Source organism: Pseudomonas sp. TWRC1-2, from assembly GCF_049896685.1.
GTDB lineage: Bacteria > Pseudomonadota > Gammaproteobacteria > Pseudomonadales > Pseudomonadaceae > Aquipseudomonas.
In genome coordinates this window covers 602945-621018 of record NZ_JAFCUU010000003.1, presented here as the reverse complement: position 1 = coordinate 621018, position 18074 = coordinate 602945, and the positions used below count along the sequence as shown (strand labels likewise).

Genomic DNA, 18074 nt, shown 5'->3' with positions numbered 1-18074 from the left:
GGTGTCACTGATACACCGAGGTGACTGCATCGCAGGCAAGCCAGCTCCCACACTGTTCTGTGCTCGTTCCTTACACCCTCGTTTAGCTCCTTCCTACCGAAAAATCCCATCTCATACTTCTCCCCGTGCGGCATGTTGTCGCCCGTAAAAAACCTCGTTATAACGGTTAGTGGCACCCCGCCACCAACCCCACGTGTGCGCACGTGATGCATGACCTTGCCTGGATTGGGCAAGCTGGAGCGTTGACATGGACCATGGAAGTTTTGTCATAGAAGGGCTGTTCAAACACTACAACGTTCACGTTGAGCAGCTCGGTAACGATTCGGAAAAGAAAACCGTCCTGATGGTCAATGGGGCACTGTCCACCACCCGCTCCTTCGCCCGCACCAGCAAGTGCCTGGCGGAACACTTCAATGTGCTGCTGTTCGATCTGCCGTTCTCAGGCCTTTCGCGCGAGCACAACAGCAACCTTGACCTGGTCACCAAGGACGACGAAGTCCAAATCCTGCGTGCCCTGGTGGAACGCTTCCAGGTCAGCCACCTGGTGTCGGCCTCCTGGGGCGGCATCTCCACGCTGCTGACCCTGGCGCACAACCCGCCCTCTATCGAAAGCTCGGTGGTGATGGCCCTGGCGCCCAACCTCAACCAGGCCATGCTCGACTACGTGGAGCGCGTGCGCGTGCTGATCGAAGCGGATGACAAGTCTGCCGTTGGCCACCTGCTCAACGAGACCGTTGGCAAGTACCTGTCACCGCGCCTCAAGCGCAATAACCACCGGCACCTGTCGAACATGGCCACCACCGAGTACCGCCAGGCGCGCTTTCATATCCACCAGGTGCTGGGCCTGGGCGATGGCAATTACCTGCCGGCGCTCACGCAGATCGAAACGCCGGTGCATTTCATCAACGGCGCGCTGGATGATTACACCCCGGCCGCGGAGGCCCAACTGTTCAAAAAATACGTGGGCCGCAGCACCTTCGCCGTCGCCGAACACACCGGCCACTTGCTCGACCTTGAATCCCGCGAGGCTGCGCTGGCGGTGCACCGGGCGCTGCTGGATTTCCTGGTCGGAGCGCACGCGACATTGTCAGATTTAGACGAACCGCCAGTGGGAAAAGGAGCGACGGATGGCGCATAATCGCCGACACATAGCCTGCTAACAAAAAGGTAGCTCATGCCCAATCGCGCCCCTCTCGACGCCAAGACCGCCCGCTGGCTCCCCTGGGTGGTGGCGATTGCCTTCTTCATGCAGTCGCTGGATGGGACGATTCTCAACACCGCACTGCCGGCCATGGCCCGGGACCTCGCGGAAAACCCGCTGCGCATGCAAGGCGTGGTGATTGCTTACATGCTCACCGTCGCCTTGCTGATCCCGGCCTCGGGTTGGGTGGCCGACCGCTTCGGCACCAAGAGAATCTTCTTTGGCGCGATCATGCTGTTCAGCATTGGCTCGTTGCTGTGCGCCCTGTCCAGCAGCTTGACCATGCTGGTAGGCGCGCGGGTCATCCAGGGCTTGGGCGGCGCGCTGATGCTGCCGGTGGGGCGGTTGGTGGTCTTACGCGCTTATCCGCGCTCCGAGCTGGTGCGGATCATGGGCTTCATTACCATTCCCGGCCTGCTCGGCCCGTTGCTCGGCCCGACCATGGGCGGCTGGATGGTGCAATACCTGACCTGGCACTGGATCTTCCTGATCAACCTGCCGGTGGGCATGATCGGTTGTTACGCCGTGTGGAAACTCATCCCCGACCTGCGCGGCAGCGAGCGCACGCGTTTCGACAGCGTGGGGTTCGTGCTGTTTGGCGCGGCGATGGTGCTGATCACCATCGCCATGGAAGGCCTGGGCGAACTGCACTTGCCGCATTTGCGCGTGATGTTGCTGCTGTTTGGCGGGCTGGCGTGCCTGGCGGCGTACTGGCTGCGCGCCGGGCATATCGACAACCCGCTGTTCTCGCCGGTGCTGTTCAAGACGCGCACCTTTGCCGTGGGCATTCTCGGCAACCTGTTTGCGCGGCTCGGCAGCGGCGCGCTGCCGTTCCTGGTACCGCTGCTGTTGCAGGTGGCGCTGGGTTATTCGCCCTCGGAAGCCGGGATGAGCATGTTGCCGCTGGCGGCGGCGGCGATGTTTGCCAAATCCATCGCCCGGCCGTTGATCGAGCGCCTGGGGTACCGCATTGTGCTGACCGGCAACACCCTGGCGCTGGGCATCATGCTGGCGAGCATGGGCCTGGTCAGCGAGCAGACGCCCTATCCGCTTCTACTGGGAATGCTGGCGGTGCTGGGTGCGATCAACTCCTTGCAGTTCACCGCGATGAACACCGTCACCCTGATCGACCTCGATGACGCCCAGGCCAGCAGCGGCAATAGTTTGCTCTCGGTGGTGGCGCAACTGTCCCTGAGCCTTGGGGTAGCGTGCGCCGGTGCGCTGCTCGGCGGTTTTACTGCCGAAGCGGGCAACGACGGGGTGGAAAGCGTGCTCGGCGCGTTCCAGCTGACCTTTCTCACCGTGGGCATCATGGCGATGCTGGCGGCGGCGATCTTCCTGCAACTGTCGCCAAAAGACGGCAAACGCGTGGTCAGCCCCGAGCACGACATCGAGCATTAGCAGGCTTCTCGTCTAGAACTTGCGGGGAAATTCCCACGAGACTGGTACACTGCGCGACATTTTGTTTTGCAGAGCCAGTCCCGTGACTACCATCGCCACCGCTTTTAATACTTTGCCGCTCTCCGCCGCCATGCTGGCTAACCTCGACTCGCTGGGTTATGTCGAGATGACGCAGATCCAGGCGCAAAGCTTGCCGGTGATCCTCAAGGGGCTGGACCTGATTGCCCAGGCCAAGACCGGCAGCGGCAAAACTGCCGCCTTCGGCATCGGTCTGTTGAACCCGATCAACCCGCGCTACTTCGGCTGCCAGGCGCTGGTGATGTGCCCGACGCGTGAGCTGGCCGACCAGGTGGCCAAGGAAATCCGTCGCCTGGCGCGTGCCGAAGACAACATCAAGGTGCTGACCCTGTGCGGCGGCGTGTCCCTCGGCCCGCAGATTGCCTCGCTGGAACACGGCGCCCACGTCATCGTCGGCACCCCGGGCCGTATCCAGCAGCACCTGCGCAAGGGTTCGCTGGTGCTGGACGGTTTGAACACACTGATTCTCGACGAAGCTGACCGCATGCTCGACATGGGCTTCTACGACGCCATCGAAGACATCATCAGCAAGACCCCGCCACGCCGCCAGACCCTGCTGTTCTCGGCCACCTACCCGGTGAGCATCAAGCAGCTGGCCTCCAAGTTCATGCGCGCGCCGCAGCAAGTGAAGGCCGAAGCGTTCCACTCCGACGACCAGATCGAGCAGCGTTTCTACGAGATCTCGCCGGAAGAGCGCATGGACGCCGTGACCAAGGTGCTGGCGCATTTCCGCCCGGCCTCGTGCGTGGCGTTCTGCTTTACCAAGCAGCAAGTGCAGGAAACCGTGGATCACCTGACGTCCAAAGGCATCTCCGCCGTCGGCCTGCATGGCGACCTGGAACAGCGCGACCGTGACCAGGTACTGGCGATGTTCGCCAACCGCAGCACCTCGGTGCTGGTCGCCACCGACGTGGCCGCGCGTGGCCTGGACATTGACTCGCTGGACATGGTGATCAATGTCGAACTGGCTCGCGACTCGGAAATCCACATTCACCGTGTAGGCCGTACCGGCCGCGCTGGCGAAACCGGCATCGCCATCAGCCTGGTGGCGCCGTCCGAAGCGCACCGCGCCCAGGCCATCGAGCAACTGCAGAAGTCGCCGCTGAACTGGGACCAGCTGGACAACCTTAAGCCACAAAGCGGCGGCCCGTTGCTGCCGCAGATGAGCACCCTGTGCATCGCCGCCGGCCGTAAAGACAAGGTTCGCCCGGGCGACATCCTCGGCGCATTGACCGGTGACGCCGGCATCCCCGGTGCCCAGGTCGGCAAGATCGCGATCTTCGACTTCCAGGCCTTTGTGGCCGTGGAACGCGGTATCGCCAAGCAGGCGCTGCAGCGTTTGAATGACGGCAAGATCAAAGGCCGTTCGTTGCGCGTGCGCATCCTGTAACAGCACCGCGTAGCCACTGTGGGAACCGAATCAATGTGGGAGCTGGCTTGCCTGCGATAGCATCACTTCGGTGTAACTGATATACCGAGGTGCCTGCATCGCGGGCAAGCCCGGCTCCCACAGAAGCCAGCTCCCACATTTGATTGCATTTCAGATCAATTTTTTTGTGAGGACATTGCTGTGCGCTCGACCGAAGTTGTGATCATTGGCGCCGGCGCCGCAGGCTTGATGTGCGCGCTGACGGCCGCCGGGCGTGGGCGCAAGGTGATGTTGATCGACCACGCGAACAAGGCCGGCAAAAAGATCCTGATGTCCGGCGGTGGCCGCTGCAATTTCACCAACATGTACACCGAGCCGGCCAACTTCCTCTCGCACAACGCGCACTTCTGCAAGTCTGCGCTGGCCCGCTACACCCAGTGGGACTTCATCGGTCTGGTGGCCAAGCATGGCGTGCCGTACCACGAGAAAAAGCTCGGCCAGTTGTTCTGCGATAACAAGTCCAGCGACATCCTCGGCATGCTGCTCGATGAATGCATTCAAGCCGGCGTGAGCATGCACCTGGACACGTCGGTTCAGGAGATTGCCAAGCTTGAAGCCGGTTATCAGTTGCAAACCACTCTGGGTGAGCTGCGCTGCGAATCCCTGGTGATCGCCACGGGCGGCCTGTCGATTCCGACCCTGGGCGCTACCGGGTTCGGATATCAGGTAGCCAAACAGTTCGGCCACGAACTGCTGCCGACCCGCGCAGGGTTGGTGCCGTTTACCATTACCGACCAGCTCAAGGACTTGTGCGCCGAGCTGTCCGGCACCTCGGTGGACTGCCTGGTCAGCTGCAACGACCAGAGTTTTCGCGAGAACATTCTGTTTACTCACCGCGGCATGAGCGGGCCGGCGATCTTGCAGATTTCCTCGTACTGGGAAACCGGCGACACGGTGGAAATCAACCTGCTGCCCGACCACGACGCCCACGCCTGGCTGCAACAGCAACAGGTCGAGCGCCCCAACAGCGAGTTGAAAACCCTGCTGGGTGAGATCTTCACCAAGAAGATGGCCAACCTGCTGGCCGACACCTGGTTTGCATCCAAACCGATGAAGCAGTACACCCACGCCGAAATCGCCGACATCGCGCAAAAGCTGTCGAGCTGGCAACTGGTGCCGGCGGGCACTGAAGGCTATCGCACGGCCGAGGTAACGCTGGGTGGCGTTGACACGCGCGAAGTGTCGTCCAAGACCATGGAATCGCTGAAAAGCCCGGGGCTGTACTTCATCGGCGAAGTGCTGGATGTGACCGGTCACCTGGGCGGGTTCAACTTCCAGTGGGCCTGGGCGTCGGGTTATGCCGCCGCGCAATACGCCTGACGCCGCTTAAACCTTGAAATGCAAAACCCTGTGGGAGCTGGCTTGCCTGCGATAGCGGTGGTGAATCCAACATCGCTATCGCAGGCAAGCCAGCTCCCACATGTGTCTTGTGGTGTGCCTGGAAGTTATTTTGCGCATCGATGTGATCGCTACGCTTGCCGTGGCGTCCTTGATAGCTCAATTTAGCGGCATCGTCCCGGAAGACTCCAGACTTCATGTCATCGACCTCGTTCAAGCAGTCCATGCGGCGCCTGTGGGCGCTGGATAAATTCAGCTACAGCGTACGGGTGTTCATCGCCCTCACCGGCAGCATGGCGCTGTGCTGGTATCAGGACGAAATGACGCTGCTGATCCCGCTGTTCCTGGGGATTATCGCCAGCGCCCTGGCCGAGACCGATGACAGTTGGCAAGGCCGCCTCAACGCTCTGGCGGTGACGCTGGTGTGCTTCAGCATCGCCGCGCTGTCGGTGGAGCTGCTGTTCCCTTACCCGTGGATGTTCGCGATCGCCCTGGCCCTGGCCAGTTTCTGCCTGACCATGCTGGGTGCGCTGGGCGAACGCTATGGCGCGATTGCTTCGGCGACGCTGATTCTGTCGGTGTACACCATGATTGGTGTGGACCAGCGCGGTGGCGCCGTCTCTGATTTCTGGCATGAACCGCTGCTGCTGGTGGCCGGTGCTGCCTGGTATGGCGTGCTCTCGGTGCTGTGGCAGGTGCTGTTTTCCAACCAGCCGGTGCAGCAAAGCCTGGCGCGGCTGTTTCGTGAGTTGGGGCGTTATCTCAAGCTCAAATCGTCGCTGTTCGAACCGATCCGCCAGTTGGACGTGGAAGCGCGCCGCCTGGAACTCGCCCAGCAAAACGGGCGCGTTGTGGCAGCGCTGAATGCGGCGAAGGAAATCATCCTGCACCGCGTGGGCAATGGTCGGCCCGGCTCGAAGGTCAGCCGCTACTTGAAGCTGTACTTCCTCGCCCAGGACATCCACGAACGCGCCAGCTCGTCGCACTACCCGTACAACGCCCTGGCCGACGCCTTTTTCCACAGCGACGTGCTGTTCCGCTGCCAGCGCCTGCTGCGCCAGCAAGGCAAGGCCTGCCAGACCCTGGGCGAGTCGATCCAGCTGCGCCAGCCGTTCATTTATGACGACAGCTTTGCCGAAGCGCTGGGCGACCTGAATGCCTCGCTGGAACACCTGCGCATCCAGAGCAACCCGGCCTGGCGCGGTCTGCTGCGCTCGTTGCGCGCCCTGGCAGCCAACCTGTCGACCCTCGACCGCCTGCTCGGCGACGCCAGCAACCCCGACGCCCTCGCGGACGCCACCGACAGCAACCTGCTGGACCGTGCGCCACGCAACCTCAAGGAAATGTGGACGCGCCTGCGCACGCAACTGACGCCGACCTCGCTGCTGTTCCGCCATGCCTTGCGCCTGGCCCTGGCGCTGACCATTGGCTACGGCACCCTGCATGCGATTCACGCCTCCCAGGGTTATTGGATCATCCTCACCACCCTGTTCGTGTGCCAGCCCAACTACGGCGCCACTCGGCGCAAACTCGGCCAACGGATCATCGGCACGGCTATCGGCCTGACCGTGGCCTGGGCACTGTTCGACCTGTTCCCAAGCCCGCTGGTACAGTCGCTGTTCGCCATCGCCGCCGGCCTGGTGTTCTTTATCAACCGCACCACCCGCTACACCCTGGCCACGGCGGCAATCACCTTGATGGTGTTGTTCTGCTTCAACCAGGTGGGTGATGGCTACGGGCTGTTCCTGCCACGGCTGTTCGATACGCTGATTGGCAGCCTGATCGCGGGCCTGGCGGTATTCCTGTTCCTGCCGGACTGGCAGGGCCGGCGCCTGAACAAGGTGCTGGCCAACACCCTGACCTGCAACAGCATCTACCTGCGCCAGATCATGCAGCAATACGCCGCCGGCAAGAGCGACGACCTGGCCTACCGCCTGGCCCGGCGCAACGCGCACAACGCCGATGCGGCGCTGTCCACCACGCTGGCGAACATGCTGATGGAGCCTGGGCACTTTCGCAAAGAAGCTGACGTAGGCTTCCGCTTTTTGGTGCTGTCGCACACCTTGCTCAGTTACCTGTCGGGGCTGGGCGCACACCGCGAAACCCAGCTGCCGGCCGAAGTGCGTGAGCACTTGATCGACGGCGCCGGCAACAGCCTGGCAGCGAGCATCGACGAGATCGCCACGGGGCTGGCCAACAAGCAGCCGATCGCGATTCAAAGCGACGCCGAAGAAGCCCTGGCAGCGGACCTGGAGCAGATGCCGGATGAAATCGATGAGGGGCAGCGGTTGGTGCAGACGCAGTTGGCGTTGATCTGCCGGCAACTGGGGCCGCTGCGCACGCTGGCGGCGCACCTGATCAAGGACACCCGCGCGGCTTAATGGCTGCGGTGCTTCCTGTGGCGGGTGGGCCTCTTGTGGCGAGCGGGCTTGCCCCGCGTTGGGGCGCGAAGCGGCCCCCAGATAAGCCGCCGCGGTGTATCAGGTAAATCAAGGTGTCAGGTATTGGGGCTGCTGCGCAGCCCAACGCGGGCAAGCCCGCTCGCCACAAGAAGCCCACCCGCCACAGGAAGACCGCTTGCCACGAGAAGCCTGCTTGGCACAATAAAGCGTTCACCCCGTTCACATCCCATGCGCCTTCATCAGCCGCGCATAACTGCCATCGACCTTCATCTTGGCAATTTCCCGGTCGAAACCGGCAACAATCTGCGCATGCTCGGGGTTCTTCAGGCTGACCAGAATATGCAGGCTGTTTTCACTCAACGCCTGGGGTAAAAACTCCACCGCATTGCGCACCCGTGGCGACTCGCGCGCCAGGTAATAGCGGGCGACATATTCGTCTTCCAGCGTCAGCCTCACGCGTTGCGCGGCGAGCATGCGCACGGCCATGGCGAAGTTATGCACCGGCACTTTCTGCAACTGCGCATCCTGGTCGAACGCCGCCGAATAGGCATACCCGCGTACCACGGCGATGGGCTCACCGTGCAGCTGTTCAAGGTTCTGATACTCAATGGGGTCGTCCCGGCGCTTGATAAACCGCACGCGGTTGAGCAAGTACTCAGCGGAAAACTGCCCCAGTTGCGTGCGCGCCTCGTCGTACCAGGCGTTGATCAACACGTCATAGCGGCCATCACCCACGCCCATCAACGCACGTGCCCAAGGTACCTGCTCAAAGTCACTGGCGTAGCCGGCGCGCGCCAGGGCCGTGCTGACAATGTCGGTGGCCAACCCACCGTTGATCAATGTCGAATCAGTAAACGGTGGCCAGGCATCCGCCACCAAACGCAGACGTTGTGCGACCGCTGGCGTGGCCAGCAACAACACTCCTATCAAAGCAACGGCACGAGAAAATCGCGGCATGCTTAAAGTCCTTGGCGGGCAGGCAGTGGCTTGATAACAGTAGCTCATCAATGAGCCTGCATTGCAGATTACACAAAGAACCGGGCCGCGCGCGCACGGAATGATGGCAAATTGACCCCATTCACAAAAATGCTGAATTTAGACAGTTCTGACCGTCACGCTTACTATCGGCTCCAGCCATTAACAAGAGAACACACCATGACGGTTAGTTGGGTCTGCAAACACCAGGAAGACTTGGGCAAGGACCAGCTCTACGCCCTTCTGCGCTTGCGCAGCGAGGTCTTTGTCGTTGAACAGCAGTGCGTGTATCCGGACCTCGACGGGCAGGACCTTTCGGGTGATACCCACCACCTGATGGCCTGGAAAGATGATGAGCTGGTGGCCTACCTGCGGCTGCTGGACCCGCAATCCCAGGGAGGTGACGTGGTGATTGGCCGAGTGATCGTCGCGCCAGTGGCACGCGGCACCGGGCTGGGCCATCAAATGATGGAAGAAGCCCTCAAGCGCATTGACGACATCTGGCCTGAAACGCCGATCTTTCTGTCAGCCCAAGCGCATTTGCAGGGGTATTACGGGCGGTACGGGTTTGTGGCGGAGGGTGGGGAATACCTGGAGGACGATATTCCGCACATTGGTATGCGGCGTCAGTGAGGGCGCCATCGCAGACAAGCCAGCTCCCACCTTTGGCAGCGTTCACAACTCAACAGGTGGGAGCTGGCTTGCCTGCGATGAGGCCAGACCAACTACCAGCCTGTGTCAGGGATAACCCAACACCTGCTTGATCGCCCCCAGATTCGCCTCGATCCACTTGCGGTCAATCGCCCCCCAGCTACGAATCCGATAGCGCCCGGCATGATTGCGCGCGCCGTCTTCCTGCTCGAACTCGCACAGGATATCCAGGTCGGCCAATGCCGCAATCGTGTCCTGCGCCGTGCGCCGCGGCATGCCGGTGGCGTCGGTCAACGCCGGGACGCTGCTGGCCAGCCCGCTGTCGATCAGGTACGCCACGTACAGGCGGCGATAGAAACTGCTTTTGGTCTTGCTCACGTCCATGCTTGGTCGCCTGGTGAGGTTAGGGCTTGCCCTGCAAGTCGCGATACGTGAGGTACACCCGCAGGTCGAATTCCACCTGATGGTAGCCGGGCATCATGTATTCGCAGAGTTTGTAGAACGCCTTGTTGTGGTCCGATTCCTTAAAGTGTGCCAGCTCGTGCACCACGATCATGCGCAGAAATTCCGGCGCCGCCTCTTTGAACAACGCCGCGATGCGAATCTCTTTCTTGGATTTGAGATTGCCGCCCTGCACCCGTGAAATCGTGGTGTGCAGGCCCAGGGCGCGGTGGGTCAGGTCCAGGCGGTTGTCGAACAGCACTTTGTCGATAGCCGGCGCGTTACGCAGGTGTTCCTGCTTCAAGGCCAGGGCATAGCTGTACAACGCCTTGTCACTTTGCACCGCATGGCGCTCGGGGTAGCGTTGCTCCAGGTAGGCGCCCAACTGATCCTTGGCGATCATCTGGCGCACTTGCTCCTGGAGCGCTGCGGGGTAAGCCTGGAGGTATTTCAGCGCGGTCATGGGGTCTGCAACAGGGTTCGAATGGGCGCCAGTGTAGCGAATTCAAAGCAGACGGGGGTGAGACCAATCGGCCACTTCGTCAGCAATCAGGGGCTGAGCCGCCCATGCTCCTTGGACGAACGAGCAACCATTGGCCTTCAGCCACTGCGCCTGCTCGAGTGTTTCCACGCCTTCGGCGATCACCAACACATCAAAATGCCCGCATAACTGGATGATGCTGCGGGCCATTGCGGCGTCCCGCACCGACCCCGGCAGACGTGCCACCAATTGCGGGTCCAGCTTCAACGTATCGAATTCCAGGTCACGCAGATGGGCCAGGGAACACTGGCCCAAACCAAAGTCATCCAGGGCGATACGCACGCCGATCCGCCGCAGCAACCTGAGCTGCTTGTTGGTTTCATCAAGGTTGCTCATCAAGCTGTCTTCACTGATTTCCACCTCCAGCTGCCGCGCCTGCAACCCATGTCGCTCGAGTACCTGCTGCAGCTGGCCGGCCAGGTTGGGCATGTTGAACTGACTGCTGCTCAGGCTCACGCTCAGCACCAGTTCTTCATCGAAGCTGGTTTGCCAGGCCTGGCGTTGGGCGGCGACCTGCTGGTAGATCCAGGCGCTCAACTGGCTGATCAGCCGCGCCTCTTCGAGCAACGGCAAAAACAAACCCGGCGGCACATCGCCGACGCTCGGGTGCTGCCAGCGCAACAGCGCTTCGACGCCACGCAAGCGCCCGTCTTCCAGCGAGACCTGGGGCTGGTACACCAAGGTGAAATCCTTGTTTTGAATCGCGGTACGCACGCTGTCTTCAAGCATCAGACGCGAGCGGGCGCGGCCGTTCATTTCCTGATCGTAATAGCGATATTGCTGACGCCCCGCACGCTTGGCTTCGTACATGGCGATGTCGGCCGCGCGCAGCAGGCCATTGAGGTCAGAGCCGCAGTCCGGGAAAGTCGCAATGCCAATGCTGACGCCGAGCATCACATCCAAACCGTCGACCTGCTGACACACCGACACGCGCTCGATCAGTTTTTCCGAAATCTTCGCCGCCTGTTCCGGGAATTCCAGCTCCACCAATGCGGTGAACTCATCCCCGCCCATGCGCCCAAGAATGTCGTAGGAGCGCAGACACGCCTGCATTTGCTCGGAAACCCAGCGCAGCACCCGGTCTCCCGCGTCGTGGCCCAACGAATCGTTGACCCGCTTGAAGCCGTCGAGGTCCAGGTAGAGCAGCACCAGCGACTGCTCGTTTCGCTCGCTGCGCAGCAACGTGTTTTCCACTGCCTGGTGAAAGCCGCGCCGGTTCAGCAGGCCGGTCAACGGGTCGGTCACCGCCTGGAACTCCAGTTGCTGGTGCAGATGGCGCACCTCGGACATGTCCAGCACCGTCACGACCATGGCCTTCTGCTCGGCGGGCAACGGCGCGCAGGACAACGCCACCGGCACCTGCTGGCCGCGACTGGTGCGTAAAATGGCGTCGTGCTGGCGCCATGTCTCACCCTTGCGATACGCCTCGTACATCGGGAACCCCAGCCAGGCCGGTACATGGGGCTTTTGCAGAAAGCTCAAAAAGCTTTCGCCCTGCAACTCGGCCATCGTCGCATTCAGCAGCCGAGAAATGGCCGGGTTGGCGTACTCGATCACGCTGCCCTCGCCCACCACCAGGATGCCCTCGGCGGCGTTGTCGAGCACCGAGGCGTTAAAGGCGCGCGCGGATTCCAGGTCATGGCTCAGGCGCTGCAAGGCACGGCGGTTGCGCTGGTGTTCCAGCAACGCCTGCACCTTGGGCTTGAGAATGTGTGGGTCGAAGGGCTTGAACAGGTAATCAATGGCGCCGCTGGCATAGCCTTCCAATACGGAGGCAGGCGACTGGGCATGGGCGGTCAGGAAGATAATCGGCGTCATGCGCGTGCGTTGGCTGCCACGCATCAGGCGCGCAACCTCAAAGCCGTCCATGCCGGGCATGCGCACATCCAGCAAGACCAGGTCGACTTCGTGTGCGAGCAGTAACTCCAACGCTTCCAGCCCGGAAGCGGCGGTCATCACGTGCCAATCTTCACGCTGCAAAAGCGCACGCATGCTGATGAGGTTTTCCGGGTAGTCATCAACCACCAGAAGAACCGAACTGCCGTCGCCGGGGTGTGGAGCGCAATCCATGCTACGTCTCTTCCTTGAAGGGCTGTACCGGTCACTTCTGATATAAAAACCGGACAAACACTGAGGCCTCACTCTAGCCCCGGTTCTAAAAAAGCAGAAGTGACCCGGGTGCCATCATTGCGCCAAAGCTCAGGAAGCCGACTAACGGTCAAGCGCTACAGCCCGCGCCCCATGGGAAACATGGCTTTTTGGCATTCCTCTGACGCCAATAAATTGCCAGCAATTGTTTAACAACCGGACGATCACCGCCTATAAAGAACCTGAATGGCCCCCGGGCCAAAGCCTCACCTCTGTAAAAAGGCCAACACCATGATCGACCTTTCCACCTGGAACCTGAGCATTCCGGTCGGCTCGCCGCCCACGACCATCGACACCCCGAAACTGCTTAGCGGCTTCAAGGACCAATATTTCCAGGCCGAAGGCAGCGACGTGCAATTCTGGACACCTGTGACCGGCACGCGCACAGAAAACGCCGTCTACCCGCGCAGCGAATTGCGCGAAACCTACGCCGACGGGCGTCTGCGCAACTGGACCTACCCCGACGCCGACAACTTTCTGCGCGCCACCCTGGCCGTCAATCAAGTGCCCTCCAGCGGCAAAGTGGTCATCGGTCAGATCCACGCCTATGACAGCCAGAAACCCCTGATCAAGCTCGAATATCAATTCAAGGAAAAGACCCAGACCGGCAACATTGTCGCCAAAGTGCGCATGCGCCCAGACGAGGATGACGGCCGCGTGATTATCGTGGCCTCCAATGTGCCGCTGGAGAAGAGTTTCACCTACGTGATCAACCTCAATAAGGCCGGGCTGTTGACCGTCGAGGCCGCTGACGGCCAATGGAATGAGCGCATTGGTGCCGCGTGGGGCGCCAAACCGCTGTATTTCAAGGCCGGCGCGTATGTGCAGGACAACAGTGGCAACAGCAAGGAAGGCGCACGGGTGACCTTTGCGAAGCTGGATATTGATCACGAATGAGCGCCGCCTGATTTCAAGCAGGCCTGGCACTACGACTCCACGGATAATTCGCGCTTGAACCCGCCGCTGATCCCCGTGGGAGCCGGGCTTGCCCGCGATGGCGGACTGTCAGCCAACCCATTCGGCCACTGACACGGCGCATCGCGAGCAAGCCCGGCGCAACGTACAAGGGTCAAATCCTGGCCACAAAAAAGCCCGCATCACTGCGGGCTTTTGTTTAAACGCCTGAGGCTCAGTTCACCTTGGCGTTCAACTCACCTTTCAGGTAACGCTGGTACATCGCTTCCAGGGAGATCGGCTTGATCTTCGAAGCATTACCGGCCGTACCGAACGCTTCGTAACGAGCGATACACACGTCACGCATCGCGGTCACGGTGGCACCGAAGAATTTACGTGGGTCAAATTCGCTCGGGTTGGTGGCCATCAGGCGACGCATTGCGCCGGTGGACGCCAGGCGCAGGTCGGTGTCGATGTTGACCTTGCGCACGCCGTACTTGATGCCTTCGACGATTTCTTCAACCGGCACGCCGTAGGTTTCTTTGATGTCGCCACCGTACTGGTTGATGATCGCCAGCCACTCTTGCGGCACCGAGGAAGAACCGTGCATCACCAGGTGGGTGTTCGGGATGCGTTTGTGGATTTCCTTGATGCGGTCGATGGCCAGCACGTCGCCGGTAGGCGGCTTGGTGAACTTGTAAGCGCCGTGGCTGGTGCCGATGGCGATGGCCAGGGCGTCAACTTGGGTCTTTTTCACGAAGTCAGCGGCTTCTTCCGGGTCGGTCAGCATCTGGCTGTGATCCAGCACGCCTTCGGCGCCGATGCCGTCTTCTTCGCCGGCCATGCCGGTTTCCAACGAACCCAGGCAGCCCAACTCGCCTTCAACCGAAACGCCGCAGGCGTGAGCCATGGCCACGGTTTGTTGGGTCACGCGTACGTTGTACTCGTAGTCGGTTGGGGTCTTGCCATCTTCGCCGAGGGAGCCGTCCATCATCACCGAGCTGAAGCCCAGTTGGATGGAGCGCTGGCACACGTCAGGGCTGGTGCCGTGGTCCTGGTGCATGCACACCGGGATGTGCGGGAATTCTTCGATGGCGGCCAGGATCAGGTGACGCAGGAAGGGGGCACCGGCGTATTTGCGGGCACCGGCCGAAGCCTGAACGATCACTGGGGAGTCGGTCTTGTCAGCGGCTTCCATGATGGCGCGCATCTGCTCAAGGTTGTTGACGTTAAAGGCTGGGACGCCGTAGCCGAACTCGGCTGCGTGGTCCAGCATTTGACGCATGCTGATAAGTGCCATTGTGTTGTCTCTCCCGATCGTGGGTCGTTAATCGTGCAAGCCTGCCGTAGCGGCGGCTGCTATTCAAGTTATTGCAGATCAAGGGGTTAAGGCTTGGCCTGCTGAATCGTTATTGCAGTGTCGGACCTGACACAAGCTCCAATTTGAAACCCGATCAATGTGGGAGCTGGCTTGCCTGCGATGGCGATTTGTCTGTCGACATCTTCGATAACTGACCCACCGTCATCGCGGGCAAGCCCACTCCCACATTTGATGTTCATTGGGCTCACTACTGGGCCTTGCAGCCTCGCCCAATCAAATCATCGGTGGCGACCCAGTAAATCAGGCCTTCCTCACCTTTTTGGTGAAACGCCAACTGGTCGTTGCTGTACAGCACGCCCGAGGCAGCAACGTCCTGTTTAAGACGATAAACCTGGTCCGAACCGCCGAGGCGTACATCCACCTCGGAACGCGCCTGGTTGGCAAAGCGCCAGTTGACCTCGGCCTTGCTGTCGCACGTCCAGGTGGTCCACTTGTCGGCCGGCTCTGCCTTGTTGAACATATTCATGCTGCTGCAGCCGGCCAACAAGGCCAGGGCTGCCAGGGCGAAAACGCCTTTCATTGCCAATCCTCGAACGGCGACCCAAAAGGCCGCCAAAGCTGTCGGTTAGTTGATCAGACCCGTCAAGGGCAACCCTGTTCCTGACCGTTGGGCGCGGCGTCGTATTGCTCCAGCCGCTCGTTGCCGATGCGCTTGTTGATCACCGGCATGGTTTCGGCTTGCCAGTCAGCCTGGTAGCAGCTCTTTTTCTGCGTAGGCGCAGGATCTGCAGACGCAGGCTTCGCGCTTGGCGTGCTGCCGCAGCCGGCCAACAGGCCCGCTGCGATCACCAGTGCCAACGACTTGATCATGGGAATACTCCTTTTCCGGATCACGAGCCTTAGCCTTTGGCTCGGGTTTCCAGCACTTCAACGGCCGGCAGCACTTTGCCTTCGACGAATTCGAGGAACGCGCCGCCACCGGTAGAAATGTAGGAGATCTGGTCAGCAACGCCATATTTATCGATGGCCGCCAAGGTGTCGCCACCCCCGGCAATGGAGAAAGCCGAGCTTTCAGCAATGGCGTGGGCCAGTACTTTGGTGCCGTTGCCGAACTGGTCGAACTCGAACACGCCAACCGGACCGTTCCACAAAATGGTCTTGGACGACTTCAGCAGTTCAGCGAAGTTGGCCGCGGTTTGCGGGCCGATGTCCAGGATCATGTCGTCGGCTGCCACGTCGGCGATGAGCTTGACGGTGGCTTCGGCGCTCTCAGCGAATTCCTTGGCAACCACCACGTCCACCGGCAGCGGCACGCTGACTTTGGCCGCGATGGCGCGCGCGGTGTCGAGCAGGTCCGGCTCGTACAGGGACTTGCCCACCGGGTGGCCGGCGGCGGCCAGGAAGGTGTTGGCAATGCCGCCGCCGACGATCAATTGGTTGCAGATCTGGCTCAGGCTGTTGAGCACGTCGAGCTTGGTGGACACTTTGGAACCGGCCACGATGGCCGCCATTGGCTGCGCCGGAGCGCCCAGGGCCTTGCCCAGTGCATCCAGTTCTGCGGCCAGCAGTGGGCCGGCGGCGGCGACTTTGGCGAACTTGGCCACGCCGTGGGTCGAACCTTCGGCGCGGTGCGCGGTGCCGAAGGCGTCCATCACGAACACGTCGCACAGGGCCGCGTATTGCTGAGCCAGTTCGTCGCTGTTCTTTTTCTCGCCTTTGTTGAAGCGCACGTTTTCGAACAGCACGATATCGCCTGGCTTGACGTCAACGCCGCCCAGGTAGTCAGCCACCAGCGGCACGTCGCGGCCCAGGGCCTTGCTCAGGTAGTCGGCTACCGGCTTGAGGCTGTTTTCGGCGGAGAACTCACCTTCGGTCGGACGACCCAGGTGGGAGCAGACCATCACGGCCGCGCCTTTTTCCAGGGCCAGCTTGATGGTCGGCAGCGAGGCCAGGATTCGCGCATCGCTGGTGACAACACCGTCCTTGACTGGGACGTTGAGGTCTTCGCGAATCAGTACGCGCTTACCTTGCAGATCGAGGTCGGTCATCTTCAACACGGTCATGGGTCGCAGTTCCTGAATTACTGTTGAGGTTGTGTGGAGGCGATGTGCAGATAATGTTCGGCAACATCCAGCATTCGGTTGGCAAACCCCCATTCGTTGTCGAACCAGGCCAGGATGTTCACCAGCCTGGGGCCGGAAACGCGGGTCTGGCTGGCATCGACAATCGCCGAATGCGGGTCATGGTTGAAATCGCAACTGGCATGCGGCAACTCGGTGTAGGCCAGCAAACCCTTGAGCGGGCCGCTGGTGGCGGCGTCGCGCAGAATCCGGTTGACCTCCGTCGCGTCAGTGTCGCTGACAGTCTGCATGGTGATGTCCAGGCAAGACACGTTCACCGTCGGCACCCGTACGGCTTTGGCTTGAATTCGCCCGGCAAGTTCCGGTAACAATCTTTCGATACCTCGCGCCAGGCCGGTAGACACCGGAATCACTGACTGGAAGGCCGAACGCGTGCGGCGCAGGTCTTCGTGGTGATAGGCGTCGATGACCGGCTGGTCGTTCATCGCCGAGTGAATCGTGGTGATCGACACGTAATCCAGGCCAATCGCCTGATCCAGCAGGCGCAACAGCGGCACGCTGCAGTTGGTGGTGCAGGAGGCGTTGGACACCAGCAGCTCGTTGCCGGTCAGGCAATCCTGGTTGATGCCATAGACGATGGTGGCGTCGACATCCGCCTCGCTGGCCATCGGCTGGGAAAACAGCACACGCGGTGCGCCGGCGTCGAGAAAACGCTGGCCATCGGCACGGGTGTGGTAAGCACCGGAGCATTCCAACACCAGGTCGACGCCCAGCGCCGCCCAGTCGATGCCCTCGGGAGTGGCACTGCGCAGGACTTTCACGCAGTCGCCATTGATATGCAGACAGTCGCCATCTACGCGCACTTCGCCGGGAAACCGGCCGTGGGTGGAGTCAAAGCGTGTCAGGTATTCGATGCTGGCCATGTCGGCCAAATCGTTGATCGCAACAATTTCAAACCCTGCCGCCGCCCCTCGCTCAAACAGAGCACGCAAGACGCAACGACCAATGCGGCCGTAGCCGTTGAGTGCAACTTTGTAGGGACGCGGTTGGGGCATGGGGTTCTCGATCAATGTTAGTTCGGTGTTGAATGTTCTGACGCCATCGCGGGCAAGCCCGCTCCCACCTTAGACCGAGATCGAATGTGGGAGCGGGCTTGCCCGCGATAGCGCCAGT

Annotated in this window: 16 protein-coding genes; 7 read left to right on the top strand and 9 right to left on the bottom strand. The window is 61.1% G+C overall.

Annotated elements, in window-relative coordinates; all coding sequences use genetic code 11:
* Positions 1 to 247: 247 nt before the first annotated feature.
* The 5 genes from ACP7B3_RS11740 (at position 248) to yccS (ending at position 7828) form a co-directional block, all read left to right on the top strand.
* Positions 248 to 1138 (top strand): alpha/beta fold hydrolase, encoded by an 891-nt coding sequence (locus tag ACP7B3_RS11740; RefSeq protein WP_426178832.1) that lies wholly within the window; start codon positions 248 to 250, stop codon positions 1136 to 1138.
* A 36-nt stretch (positions 1139 to 1174) separates the two neighbouring features.
* Positions 1175 to 2602, top strand: a complete 1428-nt coding sequence (gene mdtD / locus ACP7B3_RS11735) for a multidrug transporter subunit MdtD (protein WP_404485579.1) — start codon at positions 1175 to 1177, stop codon at positions 2600 to 2602.
* Between the two features lie 130 nt (positions 2603 to 2732).
* Positions 2733 to 4070, top strand: a complete 1338-nt coding sequence (gene dbpA / locus ACP7B3_RS11730; RefSeq protein ID WP_231999012.1) for an ATP-dependent RNA helicase DbpA — start codon at positions 2733 to 2735, stop codon at positions 4068 to 4070.
* A 180-nt stretch (positions 4071 to 4250) separates the two neighbouring features.
* A complete protein-coding gene (locus ACP7B3_RS11725; protein WP_426178831.1) occupies positions 4251 to 5429 on the top strand; it encodes an NAD(P)/FAD-dependent oxidoreductase in 1179 nt (392 codons plus the stop codon).
* Positions 5430 to 5644: 215 nt separating this feature from the next.
* The gene (gene yccS, locus ACP7B3_RS11720; RefSeq protein ID WP_145157603.1) at positions 5645 to 7828 is read left to right on the top strand and encodes a YccS family putative transporter; all 2184 of its coding nucleotides are present in this window, start codon (positions 5645 to 5647) and stop codon (positions 7826 to 7828) included.
* A 240-nt stretch (positions 7829 to 8068) separates the two neighbouring features.
* On the opposite strand, the gene ACP7B3_RS11715 is transcribed toward yccS, so the two are convergent.
* A complete protein-coding gene (locus tag ACP7B3_RS11715) occupies positions 8069 to 8806 on the bottom strand; it encodes a substrate-binding periplasmic protein (RefSeq protein WP_426178830.1) in 738 nt (245 codons plus the stop codon).
* Positions 8807 to 9004: 198 nt separating this feature from the next.
* Here ACP7B3_RS11715 and ACP7B3_RS11710 point away from each other — a divergent pair, with 198 nt between their 5' ends.
* Entirely contained in the window at positions 9005 to 9457 is a 453-nt protein-coding gene (locus tag ACP7B3_RS11710; protein WP_426178829.1) for a GNAT family N-acetyltransferase, read from the top strand.
* A gap of 105 nt (positions 9458 to 9562) precedes the next feature.
* On the opposite strand, the gene ACP7B3_RS11705 is transcribed toward ACP7B3_RS11710, so the two are convergent.
* Genes ACP7B3_RS11705 through ACP7B3_RS11695 form a run of 3 tightly spaced genes read right to left on the bottom strand, consistent with a single transcriptional unit; the run spans position 9563 to position 12527 of the window.
* A complete protein-coding gene (locus tag ACP7B3_RS11705) occupies positions 9563 to 9859 on the bottom strand; it encodes a winged helix-turn-helix domain-containing protein (protein ID WP_106575620.1) in 297 nt (98 codons plus the stop codon).
* Positions 9860 to 9878: 19 nt separating this feature from the next.
* The gene (locus ACP7B3_RS11700; RefSeq protein WP_094949103.1) at positions 9879 to 10379 is read right to left on the bottom strand and encodes a M48 metallopeptidase family protein; all 501 of its coding nucleotides are present in this window, start codon (positions 10377 to 10379) and stop codon (positions 9879 to 9881) included.
* A gap of 42 nt (positions 10380 to 10421) precedes the next feature.
* On the bottom strand, positions 10422 to 12527 hold the full coding sequence (locus ACP7B3_RS11695; protein ID WP_416364845.1) for a putative bifunctional diguanylate cyclase/phosphodiesterase: 2106 nt from the start codon (positions 12525 to 12527) through the stop codon (positions 10422 to 10424).
* A gap of 309 nt (positions 12528 to 12836) precedes the next feature.
* Here ACP7B3_RS11695 and ACP7B3_RS11690 point away from each other — a divergent pair, with 309 nt between their 5' ends.
* The gene (locus tag ACP7B3_RS11690; RefSeq protein ID WP_242200602.1) at positions 12837 to 13502 is read left to right on the top strand and encodes a polysaccharide lyase family 7 protein; all 666 of its coding nucleotides are present in this window, start codon (positions 12837 to 12839) and stop codon (positions 13500 to 13502) included.
* A gap of 232 nt (positions 13503 to 13734) precedes the next feature.
* Here ACP7B3_RS11690 and fba read toward each other — a convergent pair whose 3' ends face one another.
* The 5 genes from fba to epd form a co-directional block, all read right to left on the bottom strand.
* Positions 13735 to 14799, bottom strand: a complete 1065-nt coding sequence (fba, locus tag ACP7B3_RS11685) for a class II fructose-bisphosphate aldolase (protein WP_003177554.1) — start codon at positions 14797 to 14799, stop codon at positions 13735 to 13737.
* A gap of 268 nt (positions 14800 to 15067) precedes the next feature.
* On the bottom strand, positions 15068 to 15400 hold the full coding sequence (locus ACP7B3_RS11680; RefSeq protein WP_119737525.1) for an MliC family protein: 333 nt from the start codon (positions 15398 to 15400) through the stop codon (positions 15068 to 15070).
* 62 nt (positions 15401 to 15462) lie between these two features.
* Positions 15463 to 15690, bottom strand: coding sequence for a hypothetical protein (locus ACP7B3_RS11675; protein WP_426178828.1), 228 nt, complete (start codon positions 15688 to 15690; stop codon positions 15463 to 15465).
* Between the two features lie 29 nt (positions 15691 to 15719).
* Positions 15720 to 16883 (bottom strand): phosphoglycerate kinase, encoded by a 1164-nt coding sequence (locus ACP7B3_RS11670; RefSeq protein ID WP_106575625.1) that lies wholly within the window; start codon positions 16881 to 16883, stop codon positions 15720 to 15722.
* 17 nt (positions 16884 to 16900) lie between these two features.
* Positions 16901 to 17956 (bottom strand): erythrose-4-phosphate dehydrogenase, encoded by a 1056-nt coding sequence (gene epd / locus ACP7B3_RS11665; RefSeq protein WP_145157628.1) that lies wholly within the window; start codon positions 17954 to 17956, stop codon positions 16901 to 16903.
* Positions 17957 to 18074: the final 118 nt, after the last annotated feature.

Coding starts and splice junctions, on each gene's coding strand:
- ACP7B3_RS11740 (WP_426178832.1), top strand. CDS start 248: ATGGACCATGGAAGTTTTGTCATAGAAGGGCTGTTCAAACACTACAAC.
- mdtD (WP_404485579.1), top strand. CDS start 1,175: ATGCCCAATCGCGCCCCTCTCGACGCCAAGACCGCCCGCTGGCTCCCC.
- dbpA (WP_231999012.1), top strand. CDS start 2,733: ATGCTGGCTAACCTCGACTCGCTGGGTTATGTCGAGATGACGCAGATC.
- yccS (WP_145157603.1), top strand. CDS start 5,645: ATGTCATCGACCTCGTTCAAGCAGTCCATGCGGCGCCTGTGGGCGCTG.
- ACP7B3_RS11715 (WP_426178830.1), bottom strand. CDS start 8,806: ATGCCGCGATTTTCTCGTGCCGTTGCTTTGATAGGAGTGTTGTTGCTG.
- ACP7B3_RS11710 (WP_426178829.1), top strand. CDS start 9,005: ATGACGGTTAGTTGGGTCTGCAAACACCAGGAAGACTTGGGCAAGGAC.
- ACP7B3_RS11705 (WP_106575620.1), bottom strand. CDS start 9,859: ATGGACGTGAGCAAGACCAAAAGCAGTTTCTATCGCCGCCTGTACGTG.
- ACP7B3_RS11700 (WP_094949103.1), bottom strand. CDS start 10,379: ATGACCGCGCTGAAATACCTCCAGGCTTACCCCGCAGCGCTCCAGGAG.
- ACP7B3_RS11695 (WP_416364845.1), bottom strand. CDS start 12,527: ATGGATTGCGCTCCACACCCCGGCGACGGCAGTTCGGTTCTTCTGGTG.
- ACP7B3_RS11690 (WP_242200602.1), top strand. CDS start 12,837: ATGATCGACCTTTCCACCTGGAACCTGAGCATTCCGGTCGGCTCGCCG.
- fba (WP_003177554.1), bottom strand. CDS start 14,799: ATGGCACTTATCAGCATGCGTCAAATGCTGGACCACGCAGCCGAGTTC.
- ACP7B3_RS11680 (WP_119737525.1), bottom strand. CDS start 15,400: ATGAAAGGCGTTTTCGCCCTGGCAGCCCTGGCCTTGTTGGCCGGCTGC.
- ACP7B3_RS11675 (WP_426178828.1), bottom strand. CDS start 15,690: ATGATCAAGTCGTTGGCACTGGTGATCGCAGCGGGCCTGTTGGCCGGC.
- ACP7B3_RS11670 (WP_106575625.1), bottom strand. CDS start 16,883: ATGACCGTGTTGAAGATGACCGACCTCGATCTGCAAGGTAAGCGCGTA.
- epd (WP_145157628.1), bottom strand. CDS start 17,956: ATGCCCCAACCGCGTCCCTACAAAGTTGCACTCAACGGCTACGGCCGC.